We start from the raw sequence: 16,222 nt of genomic DNA, 5'->3' as shown, positions 1-16,222 counted from the left end.
AATATCGCCTGATTACGAAATAAACCGAACACCCAACGAAATTTTTAGTACCTTCGCATCCGGAAACGGGCGATCCGACAACGGCTCCGCCCGACCCGCTGCCGAATAGTAACTCTAAAAAATATTCCTATGTTAAGCAAAAAACTGCACGAGGCGATCAACGCACAGATCAACGCCGAATTCTGGTCGGCCTACCTCTACCTTTCGATGTCGCTCGACGCCGAGAACAAGGGGCTGAAAGGCGTGGCCAACTGGTTCTACATCCAGTTCCGCGAAGAACAGGATCACGCCCGCATCTTCATGAACTACCTCCTTTCGCGCGACGCCGAGGTCACGCTGCTGCCTATCGCCGAAGTGCCCGCCACGTGGGCCTCGCCGCTGGAGATGTTCAAGCAGACGCTGGAGCATGAAAAGAAAGTCACTGCGATGATCCACAACTTGGCCGCCATAGCCGCCGAAGAGAAAGACTTCGCCTCGTCGAACAAACTCGTATGGTTCATCGACGAGCAGATCGAGGAAGAAGAGAACGCCCGCGGCATGATCCAATCGTTCGAAGCCGTCGAAGGCAACAAGTTCGGCCTTTACACGCTCGACAAGGAACTGGCGACCCGCGTCTACGCACAGCCCTCGCCGCTGGCAACGGCAGAATAAGTCCCGGAGACTTTCCTCCCGCATTACCGTCCGGCCTTCGAAAGGTCGGACGTTTTTGATGGAGAATCCGGATACGATGAATTTACAGGCTCCTTACCTTTCTATTTTATAATCGATTCCCGCCTGCCGGGCCTGCGCATGCTGGTATTCGCGGCGGATGCGGTAGAGAGACCCCTCTTTCAGCAGCCGCGCCCCGGTCTGGTGGTAGCGGAACGGGATGTCGGCATCGACGCACTGCCGCCGGAGCGAAAGCACCCAATCGTAATCGCACACGCGAGCTTGAGGCCCCGACTCGCCGCCCACGGAGACCTCTCCGACCGCCGGCGAGAGCCAGGGCGTCAACTCCAACGGCCCGAGCAGCGGAGCGCACACGATTATCCGATGGCGGATCGGGGTATCGAAAAACAAGGGCAAGCGCCGCTCGGCCTCGGCCTGGTTCTCCACCGTACAGCCGATGATGACGTTTTCATATCCCGCACCCCAGTCCGGCGGCAGCGCGTCGCGGAGCCGCTCGATCCGCTTGGTAAAAAACATGAACCGCAGGTCGTGACGCAGCCGCATCATCTCCCAAGCCGCAGGACGCCAAGCGTCGGCATCCTCCAGCAAAAAATCCGACGTGAAACACGCATAGACCATTTCGCCGCCGGGAATCTTGAACCGGCCGTCGCGCCTGCGGCGCACGGGCAGATCGAACGCGGCGGTTTTACGGGCCTGGGTGCTGTCCAGCGCATGCTGTTCATCCTGCCGGTAGACATAACAATGGCGACACCCCTCGCTGATCTTGAAGCAGCCGTGCCACGGGTTCCACGATACGGACATAACGGATCGGTAAAGATTACAACTCCATTCTCAGCCGCACCAGATCACGGCATTCTTCGCCGGCCTCGACAATAGGAACCGGATAATGTTTCGGGAAGTAGTCGCGCTCGACCTCCACGGGTTCGAACCCGAACGACCGATAGAGGTGCAGCGGGCCGTTTTCGACGTTGCCCGTAGCTATTTCGATGCGGCGATGCCCCGCCTCCCGGGCCACGCGCAGCGCATGGAAAATCAGATCGGAGCCGATCCCGCGGCGCTGGAAAGCGGGGTCGACCGCCAGATTGACGATCTCGACCGTGAACGGATGGGTGCGCACGAGCATGCAGACGCCCACGGTGCGCCCCTCGGCGACGGCCACGTAGCAATCGCCGCGGTCGATGTAGTCAGCCACCGATTCGGGCGATTCGTCGCCCAGCAGAAGCAGCTCCCACGGCGGGGTGTCGGTCTTGAAGATTGCAGTTTCCATAGGCTCAAAACAACGAAACGATCCCCTCGTAGGAGAGCAGGATCAAAGCATAGCGCAGGGCCTTGCCGACGAGCATCGCGCCGCCCGTGACCCACGGATTGCTGCGCATGAGACCCAGAACGATAGCGATCGCCTCGCCGATCACGGGAAGAAAGCCGAAAAAGCCCATCGCGGCGCCCCGTCCGGCCAGAAACTTCCGTGCCCGGGCCAGCTGCCGGGGGCCGACGCCCAACTTGGCGATCCACTCCCAACGGCCCAGCGTGCCGATCCAATAACAAGTCATGCCCCCGAGCGTATTGCCTGCCGAAGCGGCGGCCAGGCATCCTGCCGGGTCGGCCCCCATGCCGAGCAACACGGCCATGACGGCCTCGGAACTGAACGGCAAAATACTTCCGGCGATGAACGCCGAGAGAAAAAGGCCCCAATAACCCCAGTCGACCAATATTTGCAAAACGACTTCCATATTTGCAGCGGACACCCCGGCAGCAAGGCATCGTCCAGCAAAATTACTTTTTTTACCCGAAATCCCATCGGCCCGAAAACAAAAAACGGCCACACATTTGCACAATAAATTCGGAACCCGAACCGTATGTCTTTGTATCTTTGGTTACACCGAAGATACTCCCGCTCAACAGAATCAAGCTAACGCTTGCTTCTGCCCTCGCTTATTCGTATCTTTGAGGCGTCATCCGCATCTTCCATGCCCGACCGAGACACCGGAAGACGACATAAAACAAAAAGTTATGGCAAACCAAGGAAAGGAAATACGGCCCGAAAAGCTATTGCTGCAAACCTACGCATCCTATCTGCGACGTTTCGGCGGTGCATGCGCCGCGCGCATCGGGAAATTGCCGCGCCGCACCCGCCGCTGGATCGCCGGCACGCTCTGTGCCGCGGCGATCATCGCGGCCGCCGTGGTTTTCGTGCTCCGCTCGCGGCCCGTTCCCGAAATGCTGCCCGTGGTGGAGGTGGAACCCGTCACGACACAGAACGTCAACATCTACGGCGAATATGTAGGCCGCATCCGTGCCCAGCAATTCGTCGAAATCCGCGCCCGCGTGGAGGGCTACCTCGAACGGATGCTCTTTGCCGAAGGCACCTATATTGAAAAGGGGCAGACGCTGTTCATCATCGACCCGCAACTCTACCGCGCCCGGGCCAACCGCGCAAAAGCCCAGCTGAACAAGGCCAAGGCACAAGCATTGAAAGCTCAACGCGATTTGAACCGCATCCGCCCCCTCTACGAACAGAACGCCGCCAGCCAACTCGACCTGGACAACGCCGTGGCCGCCTACGAGAGCGCCGCGGCCGATGTGGTGGTGTGCGAAGCCGACCTGACGCAGGCGGAACTTACGCTGGGCTACACCACCGTGCGGTCGCCGGTTTCGGGCTACATCTCCGAACGCAACGCCGACATCGGCGCGCTGGTCGGGCCGGGCGGGCAATCGCTGCTGGCCACCGTGGTCAAGAGCGACACGGTGCGCATCGACTTCAGCATGACCTCGCTCGAATACCTGCGCTCGAAAGCCCGCAACGTCAACCTCGGACACCGCGACACCACGCGCACGTGGGATCCCTACATCACAGTAACGCTGGCCGACGGCTCGACCTACCCGCTGCGCGGTCTGGTCGACTTCGCCGACCCGCAGATCGACCCCAAGACGGGCACCTTCTCCGTGCGGGCCGAAATGCCCAACCCCGATCATATCCTGCTGCCGGGGCAGTTCACACGCGTCAAACTGCTGATGGACGTACGCGAAGATGCGGTCGTCGTACCGACGAAAGCCCTGGTAATAGAAAACGGCGGCGCCTATATATATGTTGTGAGAGCCGATGACATCGTTGAAAAACGATTCGTCGAAACCGGCCCCGAAATAGAAAACAACACCATCGTCGAACGCGGACTTGCAGCAGGCGAACGAATTGTCATAGAAGGGTTCCATAAGCTCTCTCATGGTATGAAAGTCGAACCGACCTCGAAAAACACGCCGACGGTCGGCAACACGGACTCTGCACAACCGGCCGACAATCCCCCGGTATCCGAGAACTCCCCCGTGTCCGACACGACGGCTATATCCACCGCATCTTTCGGCTCGGGAAATCCTCCGGCTTCCGAAAATTCTTCCGGTTCGGAGACTCCCTCCATGCCCCACGCCGCCCCGGAGGAGGCGCAGCCATGAAACGCAACTTTTTCCTCGCCCATCCCGTCTTCTCGACGGTGCTGTCGATCGTCATCGTCATCGTCGGGACGATCGGCCTGACGCTGCTGCCCATCGACCAGTATCCGCAGATCGTGCCGCCCGTGGTGCGCGTGGCCGCCTCCTACCCGGGCGCCGACGCGCAGACCGTCACGCAGGCCGTGGCCACACCCATCGAGCAGGAACTCAACGGCACGCCGGGCATGATCTACATGGAATCGTCGAGTTCCAATTCGGGAGGCTTCTCCGCAACGGTAACTTTCGACATCTCGACCGACCCCGACCTGGCCGCCGTGGAGATTCAGAATCGGGTAAAGAAAGCCGAGTCGCGATTGCCGGCCGAGGTGGTGCAGAACGGCATCACGGTCGAAAAGCAGGCGGCCAGCAAGTTGATGACCATAACGTTGCTCTCCTCCGACCCGAAATTCGACGAAATCTACCTCTCGAACTACGCGACGCTCAACGTCCTCGATCTGCTGCGCCGCGTGCCGGGCGTGGGCAGCGTCTCGAACGTGGGCAGCCGCTACTATGCCATGCGGGTCTGGGTGCAGCCCGACAAACTGGCCGACTTAGGACTGACGGTCAAGGACCTGCAATCCGTACTGAAGGATCAGAACCGCGAATCGGCCGCCGGCGTGCTGGGCGAGGCCCCGATCGCAGGAGTCGACATTACCATACCGATCACGGCGCAAGGGCGCCTCTCGTCGGTCGATGAATTCGAACAGGTCGTCGTGCGGGCCAACCCCGACGGCTCGATCATCCGGCTGAAAGACGTGGCGCGCATCTCGCTCGAAGCCTCGTCCTACTCGACCGAAAGCGGCATCGACGGCGGAAACGCCGCGGTGCTGAACATCAACATGCTGCCCGGGGCCAACGCCATGGAGGTCGCCGAGCGAGTCAAGGAGACGATGGAGGAGATCGGCCGCAACTTCCCCGAAGGCATCCGCTATGCCATTCCGTTCGACATGACCACCTACATCGCAGCTTCGATTCATCATGTCTACCGAACCCTGTTCGAGGCGTTGCTGCTGGTAATTCTGGTCGTCTACCTCTCGCTGCAAAGCTGGCGCGCGACGCTCATCCCGGTCGTAGCGGTGCCGATCTCGCTCATCGGCACGTTCGGCGTGATGCTCGCCTGCGGATTCTCGCTCAACATGCTGACGCTGCTGGGACTGATTCTGGCCATCGGCATCGTGGTCGACGACGCCATCGTGGTAGTCGAGAATGTCGACCGCATCATGCACGAGGAGGGGCTGTCGCCCTACGAAGCGACGAAAAAAGCCATGAGCAACCTGAGCGGCGCCCTGATCGCCATGTCGCTGGTGTTGTGCGCCGTCTTCGTGCCGGTCAGCTTTCTGCCCGGCATCACGGGACAACTCTACCGCCAATTCACGATCACGATCGCCGTGTCGGTCATCATCTCGACCGTCGTGGCCCTCACCCTCAGCCCCGTGATGTGCTCGCTGTTTCTCAAACCCGACGGCGGCAAGCCCAAGAACCGCTTTTTCCGCTCGATCAACTTCGGCCTGGCCGTCGGCAACCGATTCTACGGCCGGCTGGTCGAGAAGACGCTCCGCAACTCGCGCCGGATGTTCGCTGCATTCGGCATCGCGCTGGTCGGCATCTGGCTGATGAACGAACTGGTGCCCCGGAGCTTCATGCCCAAGGAAGATCAAGGCTACTTTACCGTGGAACTCGAACTGCCCGAGGGTGCGACCATCGAGCGGACACGCGCGGTTACCGAGCGGGCAATGGAGTTCTTGCTGTCCGATCCCGATGTTGAGCACGTACTCAATGTCACGGGATCGAGTCCCCGCGTCGGCTCGAACCAAGCACGCAGCCAGCTGACAGTGATCCTCAAGCCGTGGGACGAGCGCTCCTCGGAGGGCATCGCCGCCGTCATGGAACGCACGCGCCGCGAACTGACGCGCTACCCCGAATCGAAAGTCTACCTCTCGACCCCGGCGATCATCCCGGGTCTGGGTACGTCGGGCGGCTTCGAAATGGTGCTCGAAGCCCGCGGCGACGCCACCTACGCCGATCTGCAACGAGCCGTCGACACCTTGATGCGCTACGCCGCGGAGCGGCCCGAGCTGGCGGGACTCTCGACCTCGATGCAGAACAACATCCCGCAGCTCTATTACGATGTCGACCGCGACAAGGCCCGCCTGCAAGGCGTTCCCATGTCGGACATCTTCTCGACGATGAAAGCCTTCACGGGATCGCTCTACGTCAACGACTTCAACATGTTCAACCGCATTTACCGCGTCTACATCCAAGCCGAAGCCCCCTACCGGGCCTACCGCGACAACCTGCGGCTCTTCTTCGTGCGCGGCGCCGACGGCGCGATGATCCCCGTCACGGCGCTCGGCACGACGCACTACACCACGGGTGCCGGAACGATCAAGCGGTTCAACATGTTTTACGCGGCTCCCATCACGGGCGAGGCGGCCCCCGGATACAGCTCGGGGCAGGCCATGCGGGCGCTGGAGCGTATCGTACGCGAACATCTGCCCGAAAACATCGGCATCGAATGGAGCGGCCTCTCCTACCAGGAGAAGCACGAAAGCGGCAACACGGGGCTGGTGCTCGCCTTGGCGCTGCTGTTCGTCTTCCTGTTCCTCGCCGCACAATACGAGAGCTGGTCGGTGCCCATCGCCGTGATCCTCTCGCTGCCCATCGCCGGGCTGGGCGCCTACATCGGCATCTGGCTCTGCGGGCTGGAGAACAACATCTATTTCCAGATCGGCCTGGTCATGCTGGTGGGGCTGGTCGCCAAGAATGCCATCCTCATCGTCGAATTCGCCAAGGAGGAGGTCGAGAAAGGTCGCGACGCCGTGGCGGCGGCCCTCACGGCCATGCACTTGCGCTTCCGCCCGATCGTCATGACGTCGCTCTCGTTCATCCTCGGGCTGCTGCCCCTGGTCTTCGCCTCGGGGCCGGGATCGGCCAGCCGCCAAGGCATCGGCACGGGTGTCTTCTTCGGCATGCTGGTTGCCATTGCTGTGGGCATCATCTTCGTGCCCTTCTTCTTCGTATGGGTGTACAGATTGAAAGAAAAAATGAAACGATGAAACAGATACGTTCGATCATCTTCGCAGCACTCGCCGCGCCGCTTTTCTACGCTTGCTCAGCCGTACGCCACTGCCAGGCTCCGGAACTGAATCTTCCGCAAACCGTGGTTCCGGGGGCTGTCGACACCCTGACGCTCGCCGACATGGAGTGGTGGCGGTTCTACGGCGACAGCACGCTCTGCGATCTCATCCGCCGCACGCTCGAAAGCAACCGCAACATCCGTGCTGCCGCCGCACGCATCGAACAAATGCGCGAGCTGTACCGCATTCGGAAAGCCGGCCGGCTGCCCAACCTGGGTCTCAACGCGCTGGCCGACCACGAAACCAACGACTACGCCGGAGAATCGCCCAAGCGCGACCCGGAATTCGGGCTGAAGGCGGCCCTCAGCTGGGAACTCGACCTGTGGGGCAACCTGCGCTGGGCCAAACGCAAGGGCGAAGCCGAATGGCTGGCCTCGATCGAAGACGAGCGCGCCATGCGGATGGTGCTCGTCGCGGAGACGGCATCGGCCTATTTCCGCCTTGTAGCTTTGGACAACGAACTGGCCATCGTACGCCGCACGCTGGAGACACGCCGCGAGGGAGTCGCCAAAGCGAAACTGCGCTTCGAGGGAGGCCTGACCTCCGAAATCGTCTACCAGCAGGCGCAAGTGGAGTATGCCACCACGGCGACGCTCATCCCCAATCTGGAGAACCGCATCGAAATTACGGAAAACGCACTATGTCTATTGATGGGCACCTATCCGGGCGAAAAAATCCCGCGCGGCGAAGCGGAACCGGAGACCCTGGCGCCCGACTCGCTGCCTGTGGGACTGCCGTCGCAGCTGCTGCAACGCCGCCCCGACATACGGGCCGCCGAACAGCAACTCCGTGCAGCGATGGGAGCGGTAGGCATGGCCTACGCCGACCGGTTTCCGCGGCTGACCTTCACGCTGCAAGGCGGATGGGAGAACGACGCCCTGAACGGATTCTTCCGCTCGCCGTTTTCCTATGTTGCGGGACAACTTGCTGCCCCGCTTTTCGGATTCGGACGCAAAAAAGCGGCCTACAAAGCAGCGCTGGCGGCCTACGAACAAGCCCGACTGAAGTATGAGCAGAAGGTTCTGGAAGCATTCAAAGAGACCGACGACGCCGTGTCGACCTATCGCAACGTGCGGCAGACAACGGTGCTGAAGACCCATTCGCGCAACGCAGCCCGCAAATATGTCGAACTGGCCGAACTGCAATACCGCACCGGCAGCATCAACTACATCGACGTGCTCGACGCCCAACGCCGCTACTTCGACGCCCAAACCAGTTTGAGCAATGCCATTCGTGACGAACATCTGGCCTTGGTGCAACTCTACAAGACGCTCGGCGGCGGCTGGCAACGCCCGACGAAGTAAACCACCCGCCGGATTCGGAAAACCGCAAAGCGATCGACAGATATCGATCGCTTTGCGTATTCATACACAACCATAAAAGCGGTCGATACGAGTTTTTTGCAAGTAGGGTGTGTTCTACAACGCACCGAAGACGCACCACAACGCACCGCAACGCACCGCAAAGGCGGTCTATTTTTCGGGATTCGGCAAAAATTCGGCACAAAAAAGCACCTGCAAAACTGCAAGTGCTTGATTTTCAATTTGTGGGAGCTGAGGGATTCGAACCCCCGACCCTCTGCTTGTAAGGCAGACGCTCTGAACCAGCTGAGCTAAGCTCCCCTAAAAATGGCTTGGGACTGCAAAGGTAATTCAATTTTCGCGAACTCCAAATTTTCTGTCGAAAATTTTTCGTTTCTTCGCCGCTCGAACGCTTCCGCTTACGGAAGCCCGGCCTTTCGCCCGTCGTCCTCCATCGGACATCCCGACTTCGGCTGCTACTCCTCGAACCGTTACCTCTCTATGAAAGAACCTTGTGCAACCCTCGCACATCTGCGCCTGAACAAGGACTTGAACCTAGGACCCCATGATTAACAGTCATGTGCTCTAACCAACTGAGCTATTCAGGCATTTCGAAGCCGGCTTGTAACCGTTTCGGAGTGCAAATATATAGCAAATTTTGATTCCCGCAAAATTATTGTGCGAATTTTTCGCAAAAAATGTACCTTTGCATATCCGAACCGATCGACGACGATGCTTTCGAAAAAACATATCGCACTCGCATTCACACTGCTATGGTGTGCGTTCCCAGCGCATGCCCAGCTGGTATTCGAACCTGCGGAGCAGGATTTCGGATCGATCGAGGAGAGCGACGGACGCGTCAGCCACGTTTTCGAGGGCGTCAACCGCAGCGACAAGCCCGTGGTGATCCTCGACGTGACGACTTCGTGCGGATGCACCGTACCGGAGTTCTCGCGCAAGCCTGTCCTGCCGGGCGGCACGGCACGCATCAAAGTGACGTTCGACCCCATGAACCGACCCGGTGTCTTCGAAAAGGAACTGAGCGTCTACTCCTCCGAAAAAACGCGGATGGCTGTGCTCACGATCCGCGGCGATGTCGTCCCGCGCAAAAAAACCCTCGACGAACTCTACCCGATCGACGCGGGCGGCGGCTTGCGGCTCGACAAAACGCTTTGCGCCTTTACCTATATTCGTCAAGGAGAGCACAAGCAGACGGCCGTCGGCTATGCGAATACGTCCGACCGACCGGTGCGGCTGGAGTTGCGGCCCCGGATTTCGAGCGGCCTGCTCGCCGCAGCCTATCCCCGTCTGGCAGCACCGGGCGAGCAGGGCGAAATCAACCTCGCCTATACGCTGCCCGCCGGCGAACCGCACTACGGTACGCTGCGCGACGCATTGGAGGTGTGGATCGACGGGCAAAAGAGCGACATCTCGCTGGTGGCCCATGCCATCGGCATCGACAACCCCGCCCAGCCGGGCAAGGGTGCCGCGCCGCAGGCCCGGCTCAACCCGACGATCGTCAAATTCGGCCCCGTGAAGCACTCGGCCCCCGTTCAACGCCGGACTTTCGTGCTTTCGAATTCGGGCGGCAGCGATCTGATCGTCCGTGCCGTGGAAAACGACGGGCACATCGCCGTGGTGCTGGAGCCGGGCTGCACGATCGCTCCCGGCGGCAGCTGCACGGTCGAATTGCTGCTCGACCCCTCGGTGCAAGACTACGGCATCCTGACCGACCATCTGCTGCTGATTACCAACGATCCCGAACGTCCCATGCGACGGCTGCGCATGAACGCCATCATCGAAGAATAGAAGCGTAAAACCCAATCTCAAATAAATGTATCCCATTCTCGAAAAGCGGTGTCTCGCCGAAGGCATCTGGCTTATGAAAATCCTCGCGCCGCGCGTCGCCCGGGCGGCGCTGCCCGGACAATTTGTTATCGTACGGGCCGACGAACAAGGCGAGCGCATCCCTCTGACGATCGCCGATTTCGACGCCGCGGCAGGCAGTGTGACGATCGTTACCCAGACGATCGGCGTCTCGACACGCAAAATCTGCTCCCTGGAGGCCGGCGACGCCCTGATCGACTTCGCCGGACCGCTGGGCCGCCCCTCCGAATTCGTCGAGCTGCCGCTTGAGGAACTGCGCAAGCGGCGCTACCTATTCATCGGCGGCGGAGTCGGCACGGCCCCCGTCTACCCGCAAGTCAAGTGGCTGCGCGAACACGGCGTGCGGGCCGATGTCATCATCGGCGCCAAGAACAAGGAGATGTTGATCTATACCGACGAGATGCGGGCCGCGGCCGAGCACCTCTACATCGCCACGGACGACGGCTCGGAGGGCTTCAAAGGGTTGGTAACGCAACTTTTCGAAAAATTGACCGCCGAGGGCGAACACTACGACGAATGCGTGGCCATCGGCCCAATGATCATGATGAAGTTCGTAGCGCTGACCACCAAGAAGTACGGGTTGAAAACCACCGTGTCGCTCAACGCCCTGATGGTCGACGGCACGGGCATGTGCGGCGCCTGCCGTGTGAGCGTGGGCGGACGCACGCGCTTTACCTGCGTCGACGGCCCCGAGTTCGACGCCCACCAAGTCGACTTCGACGAAGCGATGCGCCGCCAGGGCATGTACCGCACCCAGGAGCAGCGCGCAGCAGCCATCGCGGCCGAGCGCGCAGCCGGCCACACATGCAAAATAGGATTGGACAAGTAAATTCGAACCCGGCGCCGGTACGTTCGCGCTTCGAACGACAAATCGGCGCTGTCAACCATCAGCACATCTATGGCAAATAAGATACCGCGCGTTCCCGTGCGCGAACAAGACCCTGCACGCCGCGCAACCAACTTCGAAGAAGTCTGCTACGGCTACGACCCCGAAGAGGCGACGCTCGAAGCGTCGCGCTGCCTGAACTGCAAGAATCCCCGCTGCGTGGCGGCCTGCCCCGTGGGGATCGACATCCCCGGATTCATCGCCGCCCTGCACGGGGGCGACATGGCCGGTGCGGCCGCCGTCATCTCGCGCGACAGCTCGCTGCCCTCGATCTGCGGCCGCGTCTGCCCTCAGGAGACCCAGTGCGAGGGTTCGTGCATCCTCGGCATCAAGGGCGAACCGGTCGCCATCGGCAAACTGGAACGATTCGTGGGCGACTGGAAACTGGGACAACCGCATTTCGCCGGGGAGACGGCTCCCCGCAACGGCCGCCGCGTAGCCGTCATCGGCAGCGGCCCGGCCGGGCTGGCCTGCGCGGGCGACCTGGCCAAGATGGGCTACGAAGTGAAGATTTTCGAAGCGCTCCACAAGGTGGGCGGCGTGCTGGTCTACGGCATCCCCGAATTCCGGCTGCCCAAGGAGAAGATCGTGGCGCGCGAAATCGACGAGGTGCGCCGCTTAGGCGTCGAAATCGAAACCGACGTGATCGTGGGGCGCACGCTGACGATCGACTCGCTGCTCGACGACGAGGGATTCGACGCCGTATTCATCGGTTCGGGCGCCGGGCTGCCGCGCTTCATGGACATTCCGGGCGAGAATCTCAACGGCGTGGTCTCGGCCAACGAATTCCTGACCCGCGCCAACCTGATGCGCGCCTATGACGAGGAGTACGACACGCCGATCTACGTCGGCAAGCGTGTGATCGTCGTGGGCGGCGGCAACGTGGCGATGGATGCCGTGCGCACGGCCCGCCGTCTGGGCGCCGAGGCGACGATCGTCTACCGCCGCAGCGAAAAGGAACTGCCGGCACGTGCCGAAGAAGTGCACCATGCCAAGGAAGAAGGCATCCGCTTCCGGATGCTGACCAACCCGGTCGAAATTCTGGGCACGGACGACGGTTGGGTGCGCGGCATGCGCTGCGTGGAGATGGAACTGGGCGAACCCGACCCGAGCGGACGCCGCTCGCCGGTCGTGAAACCCGGTTCGGAATTCGACATCGAATGCGATGTGGCGATCATGGCGCTGGGCACCTCGCCCAACCCCCTGCTGGCCGCCACGACCGAGGGATTGGCGACCGACCGCCGCGGCTGCATCACGGCCGATGCCCAAGGCGCGACCTCGCGCGAAGGGGTCTTCGCGGGCGGCGACGCTGTGACGGGTGCCGCCACGGTAATCCTGGCAATGGGAGCCGGACGCACGGCCGCAAGGGCGATCGACGCATACATTAAAGAGAAAGACGGACAATAAACAAGAAACGTGCGCTCCGAAAATTACCCCTGCACGACTTTGCAGCAAGGGTAAAATTTTCTATCTGGCCTCCGCTTCCAGCCGCAACAGCGCTTCCTTGACCGAAAGTCCTGCCGCATAGCCCGTCAAAGCACCGGAGCTGCCGACCACACGGTGGCAAGGCACGACGATAGCGATCGGATTGCGGTTGTTGGCCATGCCCACGGCCCGGCAGGCTTTCGGGCGGCCGATGCGCGCGGCGATCTGTCCATAGGTGCAGGTCTCGCCATAGGGTATCTCCCGCAGGGCGGCCCACACCTGCTGCTGGAACGGAGTGCCGGCCGGCGCCAGCGGCAACGTGAAATCGCGCCGCACGCCTGCGAAATATTCGCGCAACTCCCCGACGGCCCGAGCCAATATGGGCGGCAACTTCTCCTCCGGAGCGACAGCATCGCCGGAAGTACCAAACCGGACAGCGGTCACCGCTTCGTCGGTCGCCATGACCGTCATCGGCCCGAGGGGTGTTTCGAACCAGCAGCCGGAAACCTCCATCGTTACAAGTGTTCGAACGTGTAGTCGATCATCTTCTGCCGCACGTTGCCCGTGTCGTCGGGCATCATCGAGTGGTTCTGATCGGGATAGACCATCATGTCGTAGCGTTTGCCGGCCCGGTTGAGCGCGCGGGCCATTTCGGCCGTATGCTGGAAATGCACGTTGTCGTCGGCCATGCCGTGGATCAGCAGCAGGCGGGTGCGTTTGTCGTCGAGCAGCCGGGCCAGGCGGATCGGGGCATGCTCATCGTAACCCGCGGCGTTGTACTGCGGCAGGTTGTTATAGATCTCGGTGTAGATCGTATCGTAGTAGCGCCACGACGTGACGGGAGCCACGGCGATCGCCATCTTGAACAGCCCGTTGCCTTTCAGCGCACAACTCAATGCCACGAAACCGCCGTACGACCACCCGTAGATGCCGATGCGGCCGGCGTCGACCCACGGCTGGGCGGCCATGTGGCGCGCCAGCGACAACTGATCCTCGACCTCCAACGCTCCCAGACGGCCGTAGGTCTGCTTCTTGAACCGCTCGCCGCGGAATCCCGTGCCGCGGCCGTCGGCCGAGACGACGATGTAACCCTTGTCCGCCAGCGCATCTTCCCAGTCGAGCGACCAACGGTCGCAGACCGTCTGCGAACCCGGGCCGGAATACTGCGTCAACAACACAGGATAACGCTTCGCAGGGTCGAAATCGCGGGGTCGGACGATGTAGGCGTTGAGCGTGTCGCCGCGCTCGGTGGCAAAGGCGAAGAACTCTTTCACGGGGCGGCGCGCGGTCTCCAGCTCTTCCTGCAACGCCCGGCTGTCGAACAAGATGCGCACGCTCTGGCCCTCGCCCGTACAAACCTCTGCCCGGTTGGGCACGGAAGCCGACGAAAAGGTCGAAACATAGTATTTCATCCCCTTGCTCGGAGCGATGGTATAGAAACCCTCGCCCGCAGTGAGACGGCGTTTATCCCTGCCGTTGAGCGCCACGCTGTACAGGTTGCGGCGCAGCGGCGACGTCTCGGTCGAAAGATACCACACCCGCCGGGGCGTGACGCCCACAACCTCGGTTACCTCCCAATCGCCCTTGGTTACTTGGGCGATCAACCCGCTGCGGATGCCGTAGAGATAGAGGTGCATGAAACCCGTATGGCTCTCCTGCCGCACCAGAAAACGATCCTTGTCGACGAACGTTACCGTGTTGTCGCCGACCCGCTCGACATACTGCTGCGCGCGCTCCTCGTAGATCGTACGCTGCGCTCCATGAGGTTCGCAAAGGAGGACTTCGAACGTATTCTGACGCCGGTCGATGCGGTGGAACCACAGCCGCCCGTCGGGCGTGAAACCGAGACGCGGAACGTACTGGTCGCTCTCGCCGCCCGTGTCGATGCGCTCGCTGCGCCCCGTCTCCAGGTCGGCCACGAAGAGCTGCACCGTGGAGTTGGTCTCCCCGGCCTTGGGGTATTTGAACGAGAAGACCTCGCCATAGAGCTTGCCGTCGAAGCGCATCATCTGCGCTGTGGGCACGTCGCGTTCGTCGAACCGCAGGTAGGCCAGCCGCTTCCCGTCGGGCGAAAAGGCATAGGCACGCGTGATACCGAACTCCTCCTCGTAAACCCAGTCGGTCGTGCCGTTGATAACGGCGTTCCACTCGCCGTCGGACGTCAGGCGTCGGGTCTGCCCCGAAGCGAGGTCGTAGAGATAGAGGTCGTTGCGATCCGAGTAGACGATCGACGAGCCGTCGGGCGAGAACGAGGCATCGCGCGGCATGGCGGCCTGGGGCAGAATGCGCCGCAGCGCCGTACCGTCGAAAAGATAATAATCGGTGGTATAGGAATGCCGATAGATCGGCGTGCGGCCCGCGGCGACGAGCAGGCATCGTTCGTCGGGCGAAAAGGCATAGTCGACGATCCCGAAGCCGACGGGCGTCCGAGGCAGCAACTTCGTGCCCGGCTCCGCGACGGCATAGCTGTATCGGACAATATTGTCGTCCTCGACGACGGTATAGTGTTCGCCGTCGTTCATCGAGCGGATGCCGGCCACGCGACCGTTCATGGCGCGCAGGCGGGCGATTTCAGCATACTCGTTCTGCGCGAAGCCTGCGAAGCAAACAACGGCGGCGAAAAAGGTAAAAACCAGTTTTTTCATGGCAGCGAACAACAAGGAAGCACCGTTTGCGGACGGGCACTCCTGAAATTATATGTCTTGCGTATCGAATTCGTAACCCAAGCGCTTGCCGGTCACGAACTTGGAATTATCCATCTTGGTATTGAACTGGTCGACGGTAACCCGAGCCGAAATATCGTAGGGCACGGTCAACAAGTCGAAGTCCAAAGCGAAGGCTATCGCCTCTTCGAGCACCTTTACCAGAGCGTCGCGGTCGATCTCGGCACTGCCGAACGCGTCAGCCCGCACCGAAGTCTGCCCTTTGCCCTCGACGAAGAAGCGGCGCTCGCGGTTGATGAAGAGCCGCCCGATGAGGTAACCCTCGTCGGCATTGCGGTTGAACTTGAACGAATCGGAAAGGAAATTATAGATGTTGACCACTCCGCAATAGGCATTCTCCGGCCCGCCCTGCACATAAGGTGTCTGCCGCACGGGATGCTCCGGCCCGAAGTCGAAGACATCGGTGTGCATCTGGAAGATCAGCAAATCGTTGGCCACCTGAAGCTGCACCTCGAACTTGCCCCGGTCGCGGTACTCGATCCGCACGCGGCGGTCGAGCTTGCCGTCGAGGGCGTCGTCCATTTCGGAGGCCATCTCCAACAATGTATCCTTCAAGAGGTTGAATGTTGCGAAAGTGTTGTCGAAAACCTTCTGCTTCAAGGTCGACTTGCGGATCACGGTTTCGAGAATCCGCGCTCTGAGCGGAGGAACTTCCATATTAATCAAGAAACTAATCGTTAAAACTTAAAAATCACTTCGCCCCATCCATCC

The 16,222-nt window shown here is 61.0% G+C and carries 13 protein-coding genes and 2 tRNA genes; 7 read left to right on the top strand and 8 right to left on the bottom strand.

Annotation, left to right across the window (positions count from 1 at the left end):
* Positions 1-129: 129 nt before the first annotated feature.
* Complete coding sequence (locus QZ298_RS06115; protein WP_296006753.1) at positions 130-651, top strand: ferritin; 522 nt, start codon at positions 130-132, stop codon at positions 649-651.
* 93 nt (positions 652-744) lie between these two features.
* Here the strand turns inward: QZ298_RS06115 and QZ298_RS06110 are convergent, their stop codons facing one another.
* Genes QZ298_RS06110 through QZ298_RS06100 form a run of 3 tightly spaced genes read right to left on the bottom strand, consistent with a single transcriptional unit; the run spans position 745 to position 2,399 of the window.
* A complete protein-coding gene (locus QZ298_RS06110; protein WP_296006750.1) occupies positions 745-1,470 on the bottom strand; it encodes a DUF5131 family protein in 726 nt (241 codons plus the stop codon).
* Between the two features lie 16 nt (positions 1,471-1,486).
* A complete protein-coding gene (locus QZ298_RS06105) occupies positions 1,487-1,936 on the bottom strand; it encodes a GNAT family N-acetyltransferase (protein WP_296006747.1) in 450 nt (149 codons plus the stop codon).
* 4 nt (positions 1,937-1,940) lie between these two features.
* Positions 1,941-2,399: a DedA family protein gene (locus QZ298_RS06100; RefSeq protein WP_296006744.1), complete on the bottom strand. Its 459-nt coding sequence runs from the start codon at positions 2,397-2,399 to the stop codon at positions 1,941-1,943.
* A 280-nt stretch (positions 2,400-2,679) separates the two neighbouring features.
* Here QZ298_RS06100 and QZ298_RS06095 point away from each other — a divergent pair, with 280 nt between their 5' ends.
* Genes QZ298_RS06095 through QZ298_RS06085 form a run of 3 tightly spaced genes read left to right on the top strand, consistent with a single transcriptional unit; the run spans position 2,680 to position 8,593 of the window.
* Positions 2,680-4,116 carry an efflux RND transporter periplasmic adaptor subunit gene (locus QZ298_RS06095; RefSeq protein WP_296006742.1) on the top strand — a complete coding sequence of 479 codons (1,437 nt, stop codon included), beginning with the start codon at positions 2,680-2,682 and terminating at the stop codon, positions 4,114-4,116.
* Positions 4,113-7,208, top strand: a complete 3,096-nt coding sequence (locus QZ298_RS06090) for a multidrug efflux RND transporter permease subunit (RefSeq protein ID WP_296006739.1) — start codon at positions 4,113-4,115, stop codon at positions 7,206-7,208. Before QZ298_RS06095 ends, QZ298_RS06090 begins: the two co-directional genes overlap by 4 nt.
* Positions 7,205-8,593, top strand: coding sequence for a TolC family protein (locus QZ298_RS06085; protein ID WP_296006736.1), 1,389 nt, complete (start codon positions 7,205-7,207; stop codon positions 8,591-8,593). The genes QZ298_RS06090 and QZ298_RS06085 overlap by 4 nt, the downstream gene beginning before the upstream one ends.
* 243 nt (positions 8,594-8,836) lie before the next feature.
* Here the strand turns inward: QZ298_RS06085 and QZ298_RS06080 are convergent.
* A tRNA-Val gene (locus tag QZ298_RS06080) sits at positions 8,837-8,911 on the bottom strand.
* Between the two features lie 213 nt (positions 8,912-9,124).
* A tRNA-Asn gene (locus tag QZ298_RS06075) sits at positions 9,125-9,198 on the bottom strand.
* Positions 9,199-9,322: 124 nt separating this feature from the next.
* Here QZ298_RS06075 and QZ298_RS06070 point away from each other — a divergent pair.
* From QZ298_RS06070 to gltA, 3 genes are all read left to right on the top strand, one after another.
* Complete coding sequence (locus tag QZ298_RS06070) at positions 9,323-10,399, top strand: DUF1573 domain-containing protein (RefSeq protein ID WP_296006732.1); 1,077 nt, start codon at positions 9,323-9,325, stop codon at positions 10,397-10,399.
* 25 nt (positions 10,400-10,424) lie between these two features.
* Entirely contained in the window at positions 10,425-11,306 is an 882-nt protein-coding gene (locus QZ298_RS06065; protein WP_296006729.1) for a sulfide/dihydroorotate dehydrogenase-like FAD/NAD-binding protein, read from the top strand.
* Positions 11,307-11,375: 69 nt separating this feature from the next.
* Positions 11,376-12,770, top strand: a complete 1,395-nt coding sequence (gltA, locus tag QZ298_RS06060; protein WP_296006726.1) for an NADPH-dependent glutamate synthase — start codon at positions 11,376-11,378, stop codon at positions 12,768-12,770.
* Positions 12,771-12,830: 60 nt separating this feature from the next.
* Here the strand turns inward: gltA and QZ298_RS06055 are convergent, their stop codons facing one another.
* The 3 genes from QZ298_RS06055 to QZ298_RS06045 are packed head-to-tail and all read right to left on the bottom strand — an operon-like array spanning position 12,831 to position 16,168.
* Positions 12,831-13,301 (bottom strand): methylated-DNA--[protein]-cysteine S-methyltransferase, encoded by a 471-nt coding sequence (locus QZ298_RS06055; RefSeq protein ID WP_296006724.1) that lies wholly within the window; start codon positions 13,299-13,301, stop codon positions 12,831-12,833.
* Between the two features lie 2 nt (positions 13,302-13,303).
* Complete coding sequence (locus QZ298_RS06050; protein ID WP_296006721.1) at positions 13,304-15,433, bottom strand: S9 family peptidase; 2,130 nt, start codon at positions 15,431-15,433, stop codon at positions 13,304-13,306.
* A 48-nt stretch (positions 15,434-15,481) separates the two neighbouring features.
* A complete protein-coding gene (locus QZ298_RS06045; protein ID WP_296006718.1) occupies positions 15,482-16,168 on the bottom strand; it encodes a hypothetical protein in 687 nt (228 codons plus the stop codon).
* Positions 16,169-16,222: the final 54 nt, after the last annotated feature.

The sequence above is a fragment of the uncultured Alistipes sp. genome (assembly GCF_910580175.1).
Taxonomy (GTDB): domain Bacteria; phylum Bacteroidota; class Bacteroidia; order Bacteroidales; family Rikenellaceae; genus Alistipes.
Note: the sequence above shows the minus strand (reverse complement) of the source record. Positions and strands in the feature narration are given on the sequence as shown.